This window comes from Bradyrhizobium sacchari, from assembly GCF_002068095.1.
Lineage (GTDB): Bacteria > Pseudomonadota > Alphaproteobacteria > Rhizobiales > Xanthobacteraceae > Bradyrhizobium > Bradyrhizobium sacchari.
Window position 1 is genome coordinate 451,717 of the sequence record NZ_LWIG01000007.1, and the last position, 15,388, is coordinate 467,104.

The 15,388-nt window shown below is 65.3% G+C and carries 17 protein-coding genes; 13 read left to right on the forward strand and 4 right to left on the reverse strand.

Annotated elements, in window-relative coordinates; all coding sequences use genetic code 11:
* Positions 1–61: 61 nt before the first annotated feature.
* Positions 62–1,450: an ATP-binding protein gene (locus A5906_RS08570; protein WP_080134768.1), complete on the forward strand. Its 1,389-nt coding sequence runs from the start codon at positions 62–64 to the stop codon at positions 1,448–1,450.
* A 172-nt stretch (positions 1,451–1,622) separates the two neighbouring features.
* Here the strand turns inward: A5906_RS08570 and A5906_RS08575 are convergent, their stop codons facing one another.
* Together A5906_RS08575 and A5906_RS08580 are read right to left on the reverse strand one after the other, a co-directional pair.
* On the reverse strand, positions 1,623–2,153 hold the full coding sequence (locus tag A5906_RS08575; protein ID WP_080134769.1) for a DUF3617 domain-containing protein: 531 nt from the start codon (positions 2,151–2,153) through the stop codon (positions 1,623–1,625).
* 43 nt (positions 2,154–2,196) lie between these two features.
* The gene (locus tag A5906_RS08580; RefSeq protein ID WP_080134770.1) at positions 2,197–2,490 is read right to left on the reverse strand and encodes a hypothetical protein; all 294 of its coding nucleotides are present in this window, start codon (positions 2,488–2,490) and stop codon (positions 2,197–2,199) included.
* 233 nt (positions 2,491–2,723) lie between these two features.
* On the opposite strand from A5906_RS08580, the gene A5906_RS08585 reads away from it, so the two are divergent.
* The 4 genes from A5906_RS08585 (at position 2,724) to A5906_RS08600 (ending at position 5,444) form a co-directional block, all read left to right on the forward strand.
* Positions 2,724–3,134 (forward strand): hypothetical protein, encoded by a 411-nt coding sequence (locus tag A5906_RS08585; RefSeq protein WP_430642367.1) that lies wholly within the window; start codon positions 2,724–2,726, stop codon positions 3,132–3,134.
* A 120-nt stretch (positions 3,135–3,254) separates the two neighbouring features.
* A complete protein-coding gene (locus A5906_RS08590; RefSeq protein ID WP_080135235.1) occupies positions 3,255–3,947 on the forward strand; it encodes a ribonuclease T2 family protein in 693 nt (230 codons plus the stop codon).
* Between the two features lie 169 nt (positions 3,948–4,116).
* Complete coding sequence (locus A5906_RS08595; protein WP_080134772.1) at positions 4,117–4,977, forward strand: 23S rRNA (adenine(2030)-N(6))-methyltransferase RlmJ; 861 nt, start codon at positions 4,117–4,119, stop codon at positions 4,975–4,977.
* Positions 4,978–5,228: 251 nt separating this feature from the next.
* Positions 5,229–5,444, forward strand: a complete 216-nt coding sequence (locus A5906_RS08600; RefSeq protein WP_008544396.1) for a cold-shock protein — start codon at positions 5,229–5,231, stop codon at positions 5,442–5,444.
* A gap of 73 nt (positions 5,445–5,517) precedes the next feature.
* Here A5906_RS08600 and A5906_RS08605 read toward each other — a convergent pair whose 3' ends face one another.
* The gene (locus A5906_RS08605) at positions 5,518–6,138 is read right to left on the reverse strand and encodes an outer membrane protein (protein WP_080134773.1); all 621 of its coding nucleotides are present in this window, start codon (positions 6,136–6,138) and stop codon (positions 5,518–5,520) included.
* A 250-nt stretch (positions 6,139–6,388) separates the two neighbouring features.
* Between A5906_RS08605 and uvrC the strand changes: the two genes are divergently transcribed.
* The 7 genes from uvrC (at position 6,389) to A5906_RS08640 (ending at position 12,631) form a co-directional block, all read left to right on the forward strand.
* Positions 6,389–8,428, forward strand: a complete 2,040-nt coding sequence (uvrC, locus tag A5906_RS08610) for an excinuclease ABC subunit UvrC (RefSeq protein ID WP_080134774.1) — start codon at positions 6,389–6,391, stop codon at positions 8,426–8,428.
* Positions 8,429–8,525: 97 nt separating this feature from the next.
* Positions 8,526–9,143 (forward strand): CDP-diacylglycerol--glycerol-3-phosphate 3-phosphatidyltransferase, encoded by a 618-nt coding sequence (gene pgsA / locus A5906_RS08615; protein ID WP_080134775.1) that lies wholly within the window; start codon positions 8,526–8,528, stop codon positions 9,141–9,143.
* Positions 9,140–9,391 (forward strand): molybdopterin converting factor subunit 1, encoded by a 252-nt coding sequence (gene moaD / locus A5906_RS08620; protein WP_011090205.1) that lies wholly within the window; start codon positions 9,140–9,142, stop codon positions 9,389–9,391. The genes pgsA and moaD overlap by 4 nt, the downstream gene beginning before the upstream one ends.
* Positions 9,392–9,394: 3 nt before the next feature.
* Entirely contained in the window at positions 9,395–9,862 is a 468-nt protein-coding gene (locus tag A5906_RS08625) for a molybdenum cofactor biosynthesis protein MoaE (RefSeq protein ID WP_080134776.1), read from the forward strand.
* Positions 9,862–10,821, forward strand: a complete 960-nt coding sequence (gene prmB / locus A5906_RS08630) for a 50S ribosomal protein L3 N(5)-glutamine methyltransferase (protein WP_080134777.1) — start codon at positions 9,862–9,864, stop codon at positions 10,819–10,821. Before A5906_RS08625 ends, prmB begins: the two co-directional genes overlap by 1 nt.
* A gap of 90 nt (positions 10,822–10,911) precedes the next feature.
* Positions 10,912–11,499, forward strand: coding sequence for a phage holin family protein (locus A5906_RS08635; protein WP_080134778.1), 588 nt, complete (start codon positions 10,912–10,914; stop codon positions 11,497–11,499).
* A gap of 1 nt (position 11,500) precedes the next feature.
* Complete coding sequence (locus A5906_RS08640) at positions 11,501–12,631, forward strand: YihY/virulence factor BrkB family protein (RefSeq protein ID WP_080134779.1); 1,131 nt, start codon at positions 11,501–11,503, stop codon at positions 12,629–12,631.
* 136 nt (positions 12,632–12,767) lie between these two features.
* On the opposite strand, the gene A5906_RS08645 is transcribed toward A5906_RS08640, so the two are convergent.
* Positions 12,768–13,607 carry a class I SAM-dependent methyltransferase gene (locus A5906_RS08645; protein ID WP_080134780.1) on the reverse strand — a complete coding sequence of 280 codons (840 nt, stop codon included), beginning with the start codon at positions 13,605–13,607 and terminating at the stop codon, positions 12,768–12,770.
* 121 nt (positions 13,608–13,728) lie between these two features.
* On the opposite strand from A5906_RS08645, the gene A5906_RS08650 reads away from it, so the two are divergent.
* Positions 13,729–15,291 carry a winged helix-turn-helix domain-containing tetratricopeptide repeat protein gene (locus A5906_RS08650; RefSeq protein WP_080134781.1) on the forward strand — a complete coding sequence of 521 codons (1,563 nt, stop codon included), beginning with the start codon at positions 13,729–13,731 and terminating at the stop codon, positions 15,289–15,291.
* Positions 15,292–15,388 lie beyond the last annotated feature (97 nt).

The window sequence follows — 15,388 nt, forward strand, 5'->3', positions numbered from 1 at the left end:
GCGGTGCGCGGCATCGGCTACCGGCTGGTGGCCTCGCCATAGATCAAGTGAAGCGCGCTAGATGAGCACGATCGATACCGGCCTGACGCTTCTGAAGAGCGCGGCCGGCCGCGTTTCGGCCGCCAATGGCTGGATGGGCAATGCGTTCAAGGGCTGGATGCCGACCGGCCTCTATGCCCGCGCGCTCCTCATCATGATCGTGCCGATGGTGATCCTGCAATCGGTCGTCGCCTTCGTGTTCATGGAGCGGCACTGGAACACGGTGACACGCCGCCTGTCGGCCGCGGTGGTCCAGGACATCGCCGCGCTGATCGACATCTACAAGGGCTATCCGCAAGACAAGGACCGCGACCAGATCCGCCGCATTGCGCAGCAGCGCCTCGGCCTCGTCGTCGACTTCCTGCCCGCCGGCGACATGCCGCCGCCGGGACCGAAGCCGTTCTTCTCGCTGCTCGACCAGACGCTATCGGTGCAGCTCGGCCGCCAGATCGGGCGCTCGTTCTGGATCGACACGGTCGGCCGCTCCAACCTCGTCGAGATCCGCATCCAGCTCGACGATGCCGTGATGCGCGTGTTCGCGCAGCGCAGTGCCGCCTATGCCTCGAACTCGGAGATCTTCCTGTTCTGGATGGTCGGCACGTCCTCGATCCTGTTGATCGTCGCAGTGCTGTTCCTGCGCAACCAGATCAAGCCGATCCTGCGGCTTGCGGATGCCGCGGAAAGTTTCGGCAAGGGCCGCGAGGCGCCGAACTTCCGCCCGCGCGGCGCGCGCGAGGTGCGGCGCGCGGCGGTCGCCTTCCTCGAGATGAAATCGCGCATCGAGCGCACGATGGAGCAACGCACCGCGATGCTCGCCGGCGTCAGCCACGATCTGCGCACCATCCTCACCCGCTTCAAGCTCGAGCTGGCGCTGATCGGCGACAGCCCCGAGCTCGAGGGCATGCGCAAGGACGTCGACGAGATGTCGATGATGCTGGAGGATTACCTTGCGTTTGCCCGCGGCGATTCCGGCGAGCAGTCGCAGCCGACCGACATGGCACAGGCGCTCGAGGAGCTGCGCAGCGATGCCGAGCGCCACGGCCACACCGCGACCGTGGCGTTCAACGGCCTGCCCGTGGTGACGGTGAAAGCGGCCTCGTTCAAGCGCTGCCTCGCCAACCTCGTCACCAACGCGGCGCGCTACGGCAAGAGCATCGCCATCACCGGCCAGCGCGATCACCGTTATTTGACCGTAACGGTCGACGACGACGGCCCCGGCATTCCCGCCCACTTGCGCGAAGAAGTGTTCAAGCCGTTCCTGCGGCTGGACAACGCCCGCAACCAGGACGAAGGCGGCACCGGCCTCGGCCTTGCGATTGCCCGCGACATCGCCCGCTCGCATGGCGGCGACATCACGCTCGGCGACAGCCCGATGGGCGGATTGAGGGCGAGTGTGAGGATCCCGGTGTAGGTGTGAGCTTCACCTCTCCCCGCTTGCGGGGAGAGGTCGGATCGCTCTTGCGATCCGGGTGAGGGGGTACAGGTCTCACAAAAATCTCGTTCGAGGAGAGAGGCCCCTCACCCCAACGCTCTCCCCCGTAAGAACGGGGCGAGGGAGCGCACTGGTTGCGCGGCGAGCGCACCTATTTCGGCAGCAGCGCCTTCAGCTTGTCCATGTCGCGCACGTTCATCTTGAAGCCGCCAGGCATGACGATGTCGCCGGGCTTCTGGTCCGCCTTGCAGGCCCCCAGCCACTTCGCTTGCAGCGTCATGGTGGTATCGCGCCCTGCAGCGCCGGCGACGCCGCCTTGCGCATGCGAAGAGCTCTTCACCGTGTAGGCCGAGTTGAAGTCGCCCGTGATCTCGGCATGCGAGCTCGTGCTGACGCCTGCGACGCTGCACTCGGAGTCGCTGACATAGCCGCTCGCTGTCTTCTTGACGTCCTGCTTGGTGCAGATCTGCTTGGCCATCGGGGAGACGTTGTTGCTCATCTCCTTGTCGACCGTCTCGTCGGTGCAGTGCTGCATGGTCATCTCGGGCACTGGCGAGCCGCTGGTGACCAGCTTCATTTCCCAGAGGCCGGCCCTACGCACGGGCAGATCGTCGGCGGAGGCGACGCCTGCCGACGCCAAAACGCAAAGGGCCGAGCCGAGCAAAGCGAGTTTGCGCGTCATGTGGGAAGCTCCCGGCAAAGAGATGCGGCGCTACGACAACGCCTCAGTAGAGCGTGCGGATCGGCTGATCAGCGGCGCCATAGGGCACCCAGCGGCAGGAGAACGAGATGTAGCCGCCCTCATAGGCCTGCACGCCGAGGAATTTGACGACCTTGCCGTAGCGTGCGCAATGATCGACCGCGACCTGACGGGCATCGACCTGGTTAGCCATCGAATAGGCGATGATACCGCCGGTGTCGTTGCCCTTGAACGGAGGCACCGGAAGGAGATCGGCGCGCGCCGGCTGGCTCGCCATCATACCCAGGGCAAGAAGGCCCGCGGCCGCAATGATTCGCATTCCCGTCACTCCAATTGGCTGGCGCCAGTTTACGGCGCCGGGAGGGAAGTGAAAAGAACTGAAGCCTGCCGGGTGCGACGTTCCGGTCAACTCGTGGAGAAGTGTTGCCGCGCTGCACTTGACCTCTTCCGGCCTTCGCGGCACCGTCCGAGCTTCGCAAGACCCAGCTGTCCGGATTGCCCATGCGCGCCCCCTGCCTGAAATCGCTCCGTTTCGCCGCCGTCCTCGGCCTCATGTTCGGGGCGCTGTCGCTCGGCGAGGCCCGTGCCGCCAATCCGCTGGAGCTGAATTTCTGGCTGAGCGGGCCGCGTTATGACGGCGCCGTCGCCGATTGCGACAAGGCCCTGCCGACGATCGCCACCCAGTTCTGGGAAAAGGAAAGCTCGTTCTGGAATTCCTCGTTGAAGATCACCGGCTTCTCGGCCGTTCACGAGGTCGCGTTCCGGCCCTGGCAGTCCGACAACATCCCGCGCCGCTATTGCACCGGCGATGCCATGCTCACCGACGGCAAGGTGCGCAAGGTGCACTTCTCGATCATCGAGGATGGCGGCTTTGCCGGCTACGGCAACGGTGTCGAATGGTGCGTGGTCGGGCTCGACCGCAATTGGGCTTACAATCCGGCCTGCCGTGCCGCGAGGCCCTGATTCAACGGGGCCTGATTCGGACTGATCAAGCGGCCGAACGGCCGCAGCCTTAATTTTGTTCTTGAAATGTTCTCATCGCCTGCTAGGCTCGGCTGCACAGTCTAGTTGAGGGGCGTCGCCATGTTTCATTCCAGATTGCATTCGTTCTCCCGCCTGATGATCTCGCTGACGCTTGCCGCCGGGCTGGCAACGCTCGCCGGCGGCGCAAGGGCGCAGGACAAGCGGCAGAACGCGCCCGGCGAATTCGATTTCTATGTGCTGTCGCTGTCATGGTCGCCCTCGTTCTGCGAAGAAGCCGCCGAGCGCGGCGGCCGCTCCCAGACGCAGTGCAGCGGCCGGCCCTACGCCTTCGTGGTACATGGGCTGTGGCCGCAATATGAGAACGGCTTTCCGGAATATTGCCAGCGGCCGGCGCCGCGGCTGAACCGCAGCATCGTTTCCTCCATGCTCGACCTGATGCCGGCGCCGGGCCTGATCTTCAACGAGTGGGACAAGCACGGCACCTGCTCGGGTCTTGCCGACCGCAGCTATTTCGAGACGATCCGCAAGGCGCGTGCCGCGATCAAGATCCCGGCCGAGTATCTCGATTTGTCGCAGGCAAAGACCGTCGCGCCCGGCGACGTCGAGGAGGCCTTCATCAAGGCCAATCCGGGCCTCAGCAGCGCCGCCGTCTCGGTCACCTGCAACCGGACGCGGCTGTCCGAGGTCCGCATCTGCCTCAGCAAGGACCTGCAATTCCGCGCCTGCGAGGAGATCGACCGCCGCGCCTGCCGCCGCGACCAAGTGACGATGCCGCCGATCAGGGGTGGGTAGAGTTCGTCAATCCGGGGCGCGCGCAAGCGCGCACCATGATGCGCAATTGCGCATCTGAGAATCAGTCTCGCCACAAACAAGGCTGACAGATGGATTCCCGGTTCGGTGCTTTGCACTGCCCGGGAATGACAGGCGTTACTTTCATCGCGCGATGTCGTAACTCTCCGTCATGAACTACCGCCACGCCTTCCATGCCGGCAACTTCGCCGATGTCATCAAGCACATCGTGCTGGCGCGCATCATCACCTATCTGCAGGACAAGCCGGCCGCGTTCCGCGTCATCGACACCCATGCCGGCGCCGGCCTCTACGATCTCGAAAGCGACGAGGCGCGGCGCGGCGGCGAATGGCTGACCGGCATCGCACGGCTGATGCAGGCGCGGCTGTCGAACGAGACCGTCGCGCTGACCAGGCCCTATCTCGACATCGTCCGCGCCTTCAATCCGAAGGGCGAACTCAAGGCCTATCCGGGCTCGCCGCTCATCGCGCGCGGCCTGCTGCGGCCGCAGGACCGTCTCGTCGCCTGCGAGCTCGAGCCGAAGGCGCGCAAAGCGCTGATCGACGTGCTGCGCCGCGACGAGCAAGCCCGCGTGGTCGATCTCGACGGCTGGGTGGCGCTGCCGGCTTTTGTTCCACCGAAAGAGCGTCGCGGTCTCGTGCTGATCGATCCGCCCTTCGAGGCCAAGGACGAGTTCGAACGGCTGGGCGAAGTCTTCTCGGCAGCCTTCGCGAAATGGCCGACCGGTATCTATGTAATCTGGTATCCGGCCAAGAACCGCCGCGCCACCGACACGCTGGCACAGCTCGTGGCGCGGCTCGCGGCCGCAGCAAAACCACCGGGCAAATGCCTGCGTCTCGAATTCAGCGCCGCACCGCAACTCGACGGCGCCACCCTCACCTCCACCGGGCTTTTGATCGTCAATCCGCCCTACACGCTGCACGGCGAGCTTAAGACCATCCTCCCCGAGCTGGAAATGCCGCTCGGCCAGGGCGGCGCTGCCAGATTCCGATTAGAGGTGCCGAGGCCGTAACACTCCGGCATTCTTGGGAAAAATATGCAGTAGCGGTAGTCAATCCGCGGAGAACCGTATTATGCTGTTTCCGTGACTGGCTTTACGTTCCGCTTCCGCGAATGGTTGCGGCGGAGTGAAGGCCTAAAAAAGATCCCGCCGGGCCGATGAGGCCCGACCAAGGATGGCCAGCTCCCGGGCTCCGTAAGGCCCGGTCATGTCGTGTCGTGTGTCTGCGTCGCGACGGAGGAGCAATGAGGGGGAGTTTCCCGATGGCCATGACGGGAACAGTCAAGTTCTTCAACGGCGAGCGCGGCTACGGCTTCATCAAGCCTGATGACGGCGGTCGCGATGTCTTCGTTCATATTACGGCTGTAGAGCGTGCGGGACTGAAAGACCTTGCCGAAGGACAGCGTATTACTTTCGAAGTCGAACCGGACAAGAAGGGGAAGGGACCAAAGGCGGTCAACCTGGTCATCCTTTCCTAGCGAGCCTTGAGGCAAAAAAATCCCGGCCGCGAGCGGCCGGGAGGCTATGGTCCGGTATTTTCTTGTTCAGCTATCAGAAGTGATAGTTCACGCCCGCGCGCACAACGCTGGCGCTATAGCCATTCGACACGCCGGTAATTGCGAACTGGCTCGTCGACAGATCGATGTAGAGATATTCGAGCTTGGCGCTCCAATTCGGAGCGAGGCCCACTTCCGCGCCGGCACCGATGGTCCAGCCGGCGGTGGTGTGCGACTCCGTCCAGCCGAAGGTCTGCGCGCGCAGCTCGCCGAAGGCGAGGCCGGCGGTGCCGTAGAACAGCACGTTGCTGAAGGCATAGCCGGCGCGGCCACGCAGCGTGCCGAACCACGGGTTGGAGAACTTCCACGGCGCGAAGGTATCGTCGGCGCCGGCAGCCTGGATGTCGCCCTCGACGCCGAACACCCACGGGCCGTTCTGGAAATTGTAGCCGGCTTGGATGCCGCCGACGAAACCGGATGGCTTTGAGGGATTGTTGTCGACCGAGCCCCATTCGTAGCCGATGTTGCCGCCGAGATAGGGACCGGCCCAGCTATACGCGTTGAGCGGCTGGTTGACGGTATAGGGCGCGCGCCCTCCATAATTCATGTCGGCGGCCTCTGCCGAAGCTGTCCAGCCGGCAACCAGCGCGGCCGCGCCCACAACGAGCCTCTTCATCACTCAACTCCAACGCAACTGCCACCCCGCGATGCCTGGCGCCGCCGCGCGCGAGGCAAAACCGCATGGTTGCGGAACCAAGAACCTTTCACGTAGGATTTATCGAGAGTTTTAAGTTAAAGGGCTTTTAAGACCGGTTACCGCCCGCTTAACAGACTTAAGGAAGCGTTACCGGGAACTGCACCGCCATCCTGTGCGTGCGGCACGGCCGGAACTTCAAATCGGCACCCCCAGCGCCTAAATTCGTCTCATGGTTCACGATTCCACCGACAATCCGGACGAGCGCGCGCGCAAATTGCCGCGGGTTGCCGCGAGCGACGCACCGCCCGACCTCGATCCCGCGACGACCGGCGGCGACGACGAGGACGACGCGCGGCTGCCTGACCTCCTCGAAGAGAGCGGCGCGGTCGGCGAAGGGCCGCTGGCGACGGGCCACGAGGCGATCGAGCGCGCGGTCCGGCTCGCCCCGACCTCGCCCGGCGTCTACCGCATGCTCAGCGCCAATGCCGACGTGCTCTATGTCGGCAAGGCAAAGAACGTCAAAAAGCGCCTATCCAACTACGCGCGCCAGAGCGCGCCGCAGCCGGCGCGCATCCTGCGTATGATCGCAGCCACGGTGACCGTGGAGATCGTCTCGACTAACACCGAGACGGAAGCGCTGCTGCTGGAGGCCAATCTCATCAAGCAGCTGCGGCCGCGCTTCAACGTGCAGCTGCGCGACGACAAGTCGTTTCCCTACATCCTGATCACCGGCGACCATTGGGCGCCGCAGATTCTCAAGCATCGCGGCGCGCAGACGCGGCCCGGGCGCTATTTCGGCCCGTTCGCGTCCGCAGGCGCGGTCAACCGCACCATCACGGCGCTGCAGCGCGCGTTCCTGATCCGCTCCTGCACCGATTCCTTCTTCGAAAGCCGCAGCCGGCCCTGCCTGCTGTATCAGATCCGCCGCTGCGCCGGTCCCTGCACCCGCGAGATCGATTTCGGCGGCTATTCAACGCTGGTACGCGAGGCGAGCGACTTCCTCTCCGGCAAGAGCCACGCGGTGAAGCAGGAGCTCGCCGGCGAGATGGAGAAGGCGGCCAATGAGCTCGAATTCGAGCGCGCCGCGCTCTACCGCGACCGCCTCGCCGCGCTGTCGGCGATCCAGTCGCAGCAGGGCATCAATCCGCGCACGGTGGAGGAAGCCGACGTGTTCGCCGTCCATCAGGAGGGCGGCTTCTTCTGCGTCGAGGTGTTCTTCTTCCGCACCGGACAGAACTGGGGCAACCGCGCCTATTTTCCGCGCGCGGAGAAGACCTATACTCCGGAGGAAGTGCTGGGCTCCTTCCTCGCCCAGTTCTACGACGACAAGCCGCCGCCGAAGGTCATCCTGCTCTCGCACGAGATCGAGGAGAGCGAGCTGCTCGCCAACGCGCTCTCGATCAAGGCCGGCCACAAGGTCGAGGTCACCGCGCCCAAGCGCGGCGAGAAGAAGGAGCTCGTCGCCCACGCGCTGACCAATGCGCGCGAGGCGCTCGGCCGCAAGCTCGCCGATACCGCGACGCAGAGCCGGCTGCTGGACGCCATGGCCACGACGCTGAACCTGCCCCATTCGCCCAAGCGGATCGAGGTCTACGATAACAGCCACATCCAGGGCACCAATGCGGTCGGCGCCATGATCGTCGCCGGCCCCGACGGCTTTGTGAAGAACCAGTACCGCAAGTTCAACATCAAGTCGGAAGGGATTACGCCGGGCGACGACTTCGCCATGATGCGCGAGGTGCTGGAGCGCCGCTTCAAGCGCCTGATCAATCCGCCCGAGGAGAGCGCCAAGGTCAAGGACGACGACTTCCCGCAATGGCCGGACCTCGTGATCATCGACGGCGGTCGCGGCCAGCTCAACGCCGTGCGCGAGATCTTCGCCACGCTCGGCCTGACCCAGGTGTCGCTGATGTCGGTCGCCAAGGGGCCGGACCGGGATGCCGGCCGCGAGACCCTGTTCATGCCCGAGCGCGAGGCGATCAAGCTGGAGCCGCGCGATCCCGTGCTTTATTTCATCCAGCGCCTGCGCGACGAGGCCCACCGCTTCGTCATCGGCTCGCACCGCAAGCTGCGCAAGAAGGACATCCGCGAGGCCGGTTTGCAGGAGATTCCGGGCATCGGCCCATCACGCAAACGCGCCTTGCTGCACCATTTCGGAACCCTGAAGGAGATCGAACGGGCCTCGATCGCCGATCTCGGAAAGGTTCCGGGGGTGAGCGCCGAAAGCGCCCGCAGGATTTTCGAGTATTTCCATCCCCAGCCGGGGTGAACTAAAGGGGGACCGCGGTCATAAGGGCGTCGCATCGGGCATCGCATTTGTGAGCGGGACGGTTGACCTTCAGGCTTGAGCGGTATTGGTAGGACGGATGAACATCGCCACGACACGAGGGACGACCAGCCGCGCGATGTCCCTCCCGAACATCCTGACCTATGGCCGGATCGCCGCGATCCCGGTCGTGGTGGGATGCATCTATGCGCAGTCGATCCTGGATCAGCCGCTCTGGCTGCGCTGGGTCGCGGTCGCCATTTTCATCGCAGCAGCAGTCACCGATTACCTCGACGGCTACTACGCACGGATCTGGAATCAGCAATCGGCCTTCGGCCGGATGCTCGACCCGATCGCCGACAAGCTGCTGGTCGCCTCGTGCCTCCTGATGCTGGCCGCCGACGGTATCATCCACGGCTGGTCGCTGTGGGCCGCCATCGTGATCCTGTGCCGCGAGATCCTGGTCTCGGGCCTGCGCGAATACCTTGCCGCGCTGCGCGTCAGCGTGCCCGTGACCAAGCTTGCGAAGTGGAAGACCACGGTCCAGCTGGTTGCGATCGGCTTCCTGCTCGCAGGTCCCGCCGGCGACGAGGTGGTGCCCGTCGTTACGATGATCGGACTGGCGCTGCTGTGGGCCTCGGCGATCCTCACCATGTACACCGGCTACGATTATTTCCGCTCCGGCATCCATCACCTCATCAAGGAGGATGAGGTATGAAGGTGAAGTATTTTGCCTGGGTACGCGAGCGCGTCGGCAAGGCCGAGGAGACCATCGAGCCGCCGGCGACCGTGCGCACCGTGGAGGAGCTGATCGCCTGGCTGTCCGGCCGGAGCGAAGCCTATGCCTATGCGTTCGAGAAGCCGAAGGTGATCCGCGCCGCGATCGACCACGCCCATGTCAAGTCGGACGCCGCCATCGCGGGCGCCCGCGAGATCGCGTTCTTCCCGCCGATGACCGGCGGCTAAGCCATGACCTGCCCCGTCACCATCCGCATCCAGGAAGACGATTTCGACATCGCGCGCGAGATCGCGGTCCTGACCAGGAGCCGAACCGACATCGGCGCGGTGGTGAGCTTCTCCGGCATCTGCCGCGCCGACGACGACAGCGCCAAGGTCGCCGCGCTCACGCTCGAGCACTATCCCGGCATGGCCGAGGAAGAGATCAGGCGTCATGCCGACGAGGCCGTTTCGCGCTGGCCGCTCAACGGCATCACGGTGATCCACCGAGTCGGGCGCTTCATGCCCGGCCAGAACATCGTGCTGGTGCTGACCGCCTCGCAGCACCGCCAAGCCGCATTCCAGGCCGCCGAGTTCCTGATGGACTACCTCAAGACCAGCGCCCCGTTCTGGAAGAAGGAAGAGAGCGCCACCGGCACCGGCTGGGTCGAGGCCCACGCCCGTGACGACGAGGCCGCCGCACGCTGGACCAAATCCTGATGGCAAAAGCATCCAAAAAGACCGCGCGCGGCCGCGCCGCGCCGAAGCTTGCGAAAGTCGGTCCTGGCGAGCTTGTCACGCTGCTCGACTTCGTCCGCTATGCGGTCAGCCGCTTCGTTGAAGCAAAGCTCGCCTTTGCGCATGGCACGACCGACCCGGTCGCGGAAGCCGTTTTCCTGGTCTCTGAGGCGCTGCATCTCACGCCCGACCAGTTCGAAGGCTTTGCCCACGCGCGCGTCACGGCAGCGGAAGGCAAGAGCATCCTCGATCTCATCCATCAGCGGGTCACGACGCGCAAACCGGCCGCCTATCTGGTCAACAAGGTCTACATGCGCGGCCTGCCCTTCTATGTCGACGAACGTGTCATCGTTCCGCGCTCCTTCATCGGCGAGCTGCTGGATTCGCATTTCGGGGGCGAAGAAGGTGCCGGCGCGCTGATCGACGATCCCACCGCCGTCGGACGCGTGCTCGACCTCTGCACGGGCTCGGGATGCCTCGCGATCCTCGCCGCGCATCACTTCCCGAACGCTGCGGTCGATGCCGTAGATATCTCCAAGGGCGCGATCGAGGTCGCCGCGCGCAATGTCGCGGACTACGGGCTCGATGAGCGAATCACGCTGCATCGCGGCGATCTGTTCGCCCCGCTTGGCGACGCGCGATACGACCTGATCATCTCCAATCCGCCTTACGTCGACGCCGAAGGCATGGCGGCATTGCCGCCGGAATGCCGGGCCGAGCCGAAACTCGCTTTCGATGGCGGCGCAGATGGTCTCGACGTGGTGCGGAAGATCCTGCGCGATGCGCCCGATCACCTCACGCTGGATGGTGGGCTGATCTGCGAGATCGGCCGCGGCCGCGAGCTGGTCGACGAGGCCTTTCCGGAACTGCCGCTGCTGTGGCTCGACACCGAAGACTCCGAGGGCGAGGTGTTCTGGATCGCGGCAGCCGATCTCGGCTGATCCGTCACGGCAACGGCGCTGCGCGCGGAACAAGTCAAATTCCGCCACGTTCATCCCCCGACGAATGTCTCGCTCTCGGAGGGTGTCCGTATGCTCGCGCCATCGGGTGAATTGCTGCGCGCCGGCATGGCGCTCAAGCTCAACCACGTCAAACGCGCCGCGCGATCCTATCTGCGCGACCAGACCAGCCACGCCACCGGCAAGGTGACCTCCTACGCGGTGGCCGGCGGGCTGTTCGCGGTCGCGGGCCTGTTCATTGTCGCAGCCTTCTTTGTCGGGCTGATCGCCCTGTACCGCTGGATCGCGATCCACTACGGGCAATTCTGGGGCTTTGGCGCCGTCGGCACAGTGCTGCTGGTGCTGGCTGCGGTCTGTGCCGGGGTGGCGATCGCGCAGATGAAACGCAAGCCCAAGCCGATCGTGCCGCTCGCAAGCCGTCTGCGCGTGGCGGTCGCAACGCCCCGGATCCCGCGCGGAACGGTCAAGCAGGCGGTTAAGGAGGTGGCGACGACGATCCCCCTCGCGCCCCTCGCGCCAGGCGAACGCGGCCATGGCAACCGGACCTGGCCGGTTCGCACCAACCGGCCCGTGCAGCTTGGCCTGATGCTCGCAGCGGTCGGGCTGCTGGGCGTGACAGCGGCGCGCCGGCGACGCCACGGGCAACGGTCGGAGACGTGACATGCTGATGCGGCGCTCCGAGCCAATCGACAGCTGGCTCCTGATGGCGGCGACGGCCGTCTTCGTGCTCTCGGCAGAGCGCTACTTCCAGGACTCCGGCCTGATCCGGCCGGGACCTCCACCAGACCACCGTAAACAAGAGGCGAATTCACCGGAAACCCACCCCGCGAGCGCAGCGGTGCAGCCCGGCCGCGGGCGTCATGCGAAGAGCCCGTTCGCGATCCCTTGGGCGGGGTGGAAAGATATTTTGTGGCGTACCTACCAGCGCATCGACGAGGATCGCCTACTCGCCACAGCAGGCGGCGTCGTGTTCTTCGGGCTGCTCGCAATCTTCCCGGCTGTCACCGCACTCGTGTCCTCCTACGCTCTGTTCGCCGATCCCTCCACGATCAGCGCCAACCTGCGGTCGTTAGCGACCATGCTGCCGGAGGGTTCATTCCAGATCGTGGAGGAACAGGTCGGACGTGTTGTCTCGCACGGCAATGCAACGCTCGGCGTCACCTTCCTGGTCGGCCTCGTTCTCGCGATCTGGAGCGCCAATGCCGGCGTCAAATCCATCATCGACGCCCTCAACGTCGCCTATGAGGAACGCGAGAAGCGCAGCTTCATCCGGCTGAACCTGGTGTCGCTGGCCTTCACGGTGGGCGGCATCGTGGCGCTGCTGTTGATGGTGGGCGCCGTCGTCGCCTTCCCGCTCGCGCTCAACCATCTCGGCATGGCGCCTGAAAGCAAGCTGATCGTGGCGCTGGCGCGATGGCCGCTGCTGTTCCTCATTCTGCTGGCGGCGCTCGCCATCCTCTACCGCTTCGGGCCCAGCCGCGATGCGCCGCGCTGGGAATGGCTGAGCGTCGGTGCGGTGACGGCCGCCATTCTCTGGATCGCCGGCTCGTCGCTGCTGTCCTGGTATCTCTCGTCCTTCGCCAACTACAACGCGACCTATGGCTCGCTCGGCGCGGCAATCGGCCTGATGATGTGGATGTGGATGTCCGCGATCGTCATCATGTTCGGCGCCGAGTTGAACTCGGAGATCGAGCGGCAGACGCTGCGGGACACGACCACCGGTCGCCCCAAGCCGCTCGGCAGCCGCGAGGCCGTCTCAGCCGACACGGTCGGCGCCAGTGCGCCATCTTGATCGGTCGCGGTCAGGCCGGGAACCGGCCCGACCGCATCTCGACGGTATCAGCGCCTAAAGCGCGATGAGATTGAGATGAATCATCATCGCGCTTCAGGTCGTTGTCTAGGCATGATCTTTCCGGAAAACCGCTTCATCATGCTTTGGTGATCACGGCTTCCAGATATTCGCTGTGCACGATGATCGTGCCGTCATCGGCGTGGTTGAACTCACCGAGCAGCGCCAGCAGATCACGCTTCAGCGCTGCCCGGCCGGTCTCGTCGAGCGCGGCAAACGCCTTCAGCGTCGGCCCGTAAAAGGTCTTGAAGATTTCGAGCCAATGCTCCGGCGAGCGATAACGGAACACGAACATGCGCGGCTCGGCGGCGATCTCGGAGGCCTGGCTTGCGAACATCTCTTCCAGTCGCGCCCGCGTGCCCCACAATGCCGGCGACTTCACGCCGACCGGCGGCGGCAGATGCTTGCCGATGGTCTTGAACAACTGGCCGATGAAGCCCTGCGGCGTCCAGTTGGCGAGGCCGATCTTGCCGCCGGACCTGCAAACCCGCGCGAGTTCGGAGGCCGCCTTGTCCTGATCCGGCGTGAACATCACGCCGAAGGTCGAGAGCACGACGTCATAGCTGGCGTCGGCAAACGGCAGCGCCTCGGCATCCGCCTCGCGGAATTCGATCATCAGGTGTTCCGCCGCCGCGCGCTCACGCCCGCGCTTGAGCAGCGCCGGCACGTAATCGGTGGATGTGACGTCGCACCAGCGCCGCGCCGCGGCCAGCGTCGCATTGCCGTTGCCGGCGGCAACGTCCAGCACCTTGCTGCCGGCGCGTATGTCGAGTGCCTCGCAGAGCTGCTCGCCGACGATCTGCAAGGTGGTGCCGACGACGGCATAGTCGCCCGACGACCAGGCGCCGTGCTGGCGCTGCTTGACGGCGGCAAGATCAGGTTGGGCTGCGGCTGGCTTGATGGCGGCGGAAGTCGACATGGCAATCTCCTGCGGTTGAAAACGCCGGGACGATAGGGCGCATACGGCTCGCTGGCCTTGAGGGCGGCGTTATTTTACGCTGAGAGCGCCTTGATTTCCGCACGGGAGCCGAGGGGGAATTGTGACGTTTCAGTTCGAGGATTTCCTGCTCGACCCCGAGCGCCGCGAATTGCGGCACGCGGACACGCTCGTCGCACTCGAACCACAAGTGTTCGATCTCCTGACCTACCTCGTCCGCAACCGCGAACGCGTCGTGACGCGGGACAATCTGCTCGATGCGATCTGGAACGGCCGCGTCGTCTCGGAATCGACACTGACCAGCCGGATCAACGCGGCGCGCCGCGCGGTCGACGACAATGGCGAGGAGCAGCGGCTGATCCGCACCGTCGCGCGCAAGGGGGTGCGGTTCGTCGGCGCAGTGACCGAGCTCGCCGGCGCCGCCGGACCAGCCGGGACCGAGAAGCCGCCCGCGCCGCAGCTTGCGGGCCTGCCGCTGCCCGATCGCCCCGCGATCGCGGTGCTGCCCTTCACCAACATGAGCGGCGAGGCTGGGCAGGATTATTTCTCCGACGGCATCAGCGAGGACATCATCACCGCGCTGTCGAAGTTGCGCTGGTTCTTCGTCATCGCGCGCAACTCCTCCTTCATCTACAAGGGCCGCACGGTTCATTTGCGGCAAGTCGCGGAGGAACTCGGCGTGCGCTACGTCGTCGAGGGCAGCGTCCGCAAGGATGGCGAGCGCGTCCGCATCACGGCGCAGCTCAACGACGTCGCCACCGGCAGCCATCTCTGGGCCGAACGCTACGACCGCGAGCTCGCCGACGTCTTCGCCGTCCAGGACGAGATCACCGAGGCGATCGTCGCCGCGATCGAGCCGCAGCTCTATGCCGCGGAGAATTTTCGTGCCCAGCGCAAGCCGCCCGACAGCATGGACGCCTGGGACCTCGTCATGCGCGCGCTCTCGCACTATTGGCGGGTGACGCGGCAGGATCACGTGGTCGCCCAGGCCCTGCTCGAGAAGGCCATCGCACTCGACCCCGCCTACGGCAAGGCGCTCGGCCTGCTCGGCACCAGCTATATGTTCACCGCGCATATGGGCTGGATGGACATGGCCGTCGCGATACCCGCCGCCGAGCGGGCAGCGCGCGCCGCGATCCGCGCCGACGACGAGGACGCCTGGGCCCACAACGCGCTCGGCCACGTCCATCTGTTCGCGCGACGGTTCGAGGACTCGCTGGCCGAGTTCGAGACGGCGCTGCGGCTCAATCCGAACTTCGCGCTGGCACAGGGCTATCATGGCCTGGCGCTCGGCTATTGCGGCCGCTGGCGGGATGCCGACGAGGCGGCGCGGCGGGCGATCCGCCTCAGCCCGCGCGACCCCTATGCCCCCGTCTATTTCGGCATCGCCGCCTATGCGCGGTTCCTCGGCGGCGACGACGAAGAGGCCATCCGCCTGGCGCAGGAAGCCTTGCGCCAGCGCAGTGACTTCGTTGGGGCGCACCGCGTCCTGACCGCGGCCGCCGGCATGGCCGGACATCGCGAGATGGCCGCCGCGGCCTTGAAGGAACTGCGCCGGGCCCAGCCGAACGTCTCGCTCGCCTGGATCGCCGAGTTCATGCCGATCAAGCTCGCCGGTGACCGCGAGCGCTACCTCGAAGGCTTTCGCCGGGCTGGCCTCACTTGAAGCCCGAACAGGCCGCTATCCCCTCGAATCAACAATGATGTTAAGCTCATGCGGCTTGGGGAGCATGAGGCGTGACGGGGTCGCACAGCGGCCCGTG

What these genes read in the sequence shown, in the direction of transcription:
- A5906_RS08570 (WP_080134768.1), top strand. Translation starts at nt 62, where the DNA reads ATGAGCACGATCGATACCGGCCTGACGCTTCTGAAGAGCGCGGCCGGC.
- A5906_RS08575 (WP_080134769.1), bottom strand. Translation starts at nt 2,153, where the DNA reads ATGACGCGCAAACTCGCTTTGCTCGGCTCGGCCCTTTGCGTTTTGGCG.
- A5906_RS08580 (WP_080134770.1), bottom strand. Translation starts at nt 2,490, where the DNA reads ATGCGAATCATTGCGGCCGCGGGCCTTCTTGCCCTGGGTATGATGGCG.
- A5906_RS08585 (WP_430642367.1), top strand. Translation starts at nt 2,724, where the DNA reads ATGTTCGGGGCGCTGTCGCTCGGCGAGGCCCGTGCCGCCAATCCGCTG.
- A5906_RS08590 (WP_080135235.1), top strand. Translation starts at nt 3,255, where the DNA reads ATGTTTCATTCCAGATTGCATTCGTTCTCCCGCCTGATGATCTCGCTG.
- A5906_RS08595 (WP_080134772.1), top strand. Translation starts at nt 4,117, where the DNA reads ATGAACTACCGCCACGCCTTCCATGCCGGCAACTTCGCCGATGTCATC.
- A5906_RS08600 (WP_008544396.1), top strand. Translation starts at nt 5,229, where the DNA reads ATGGCCATGACGGGAACAGTCAAGTTCTTCAACGGCGAGCGCGGCTAC.
- A5906_RS08605 (WP_080134773.1), bottom strand. Translation starts at nt 6,138, where the DNA reads ATGAAGAGGCTCGTTGTGGGCGCGGCCGCGCTGGTTGCCGGCTGGACA.
- uvrC (WP_080134774.1), top strand. Translation starts at nt 6,389, where the DNA reads ATGGTTCACGATTCCACCGACAATCCGGACGAGCGCGCGCGCAAATTG.
- pgsA (WP_080134775.1), top strand. Translation starts at nt 8,526, where the DNA reads ATGAACATCGCCACGACACGAGGGACGACCAGCCGCGCGATGTCCCTC.
- moaD (WP_011090205.1), top strand. Translation starts at nt 9,140, where the DNA reads ATGAAGGTGAAGTATTTTGCCTGGGTACGCGAGCGCGTCGGCAAGGCC.
- A5906_RS08625 (WP_080134776.1), top strand. Translation starts at nt 9,395, where the DNA reads ATGACCTGCCCCGTCACCATCCGCATCCAGGAAGACGATTTCGACATC.
- prmB (WP_080134777.1), top strand. Translation starts at nt 9,862, where the DNA reads ATGGCAAAAGCATCCAAAAAGACCGCGCGCGGCCGCGCCGCGCCGAAG.
- A5906_RS08635 (WP_080134778.1), top strand. Translation starts at nt 10,912, where the DNA reads ATGCTCGCGCCATCGGGTGAATTGCTGCGCGCCGGCATGGCGCTCAAG.
- A5906_RS08640 (WP_080134779.1), top strand. Translation starts at nt 11,501, where the DNA reads ATGCTGATGCGGCGCTCCGAGCCAATCGACAGCTGGCTCCTGATGGCG.
- A5906_RS08645 (WP_080134780.1), bottom strand. Translation starts at nt 13,607, where the DNA reads ATGTCGACTTCCGCCGCCATCAAGCCAGCCGCAGCCCAACCTGATCTT.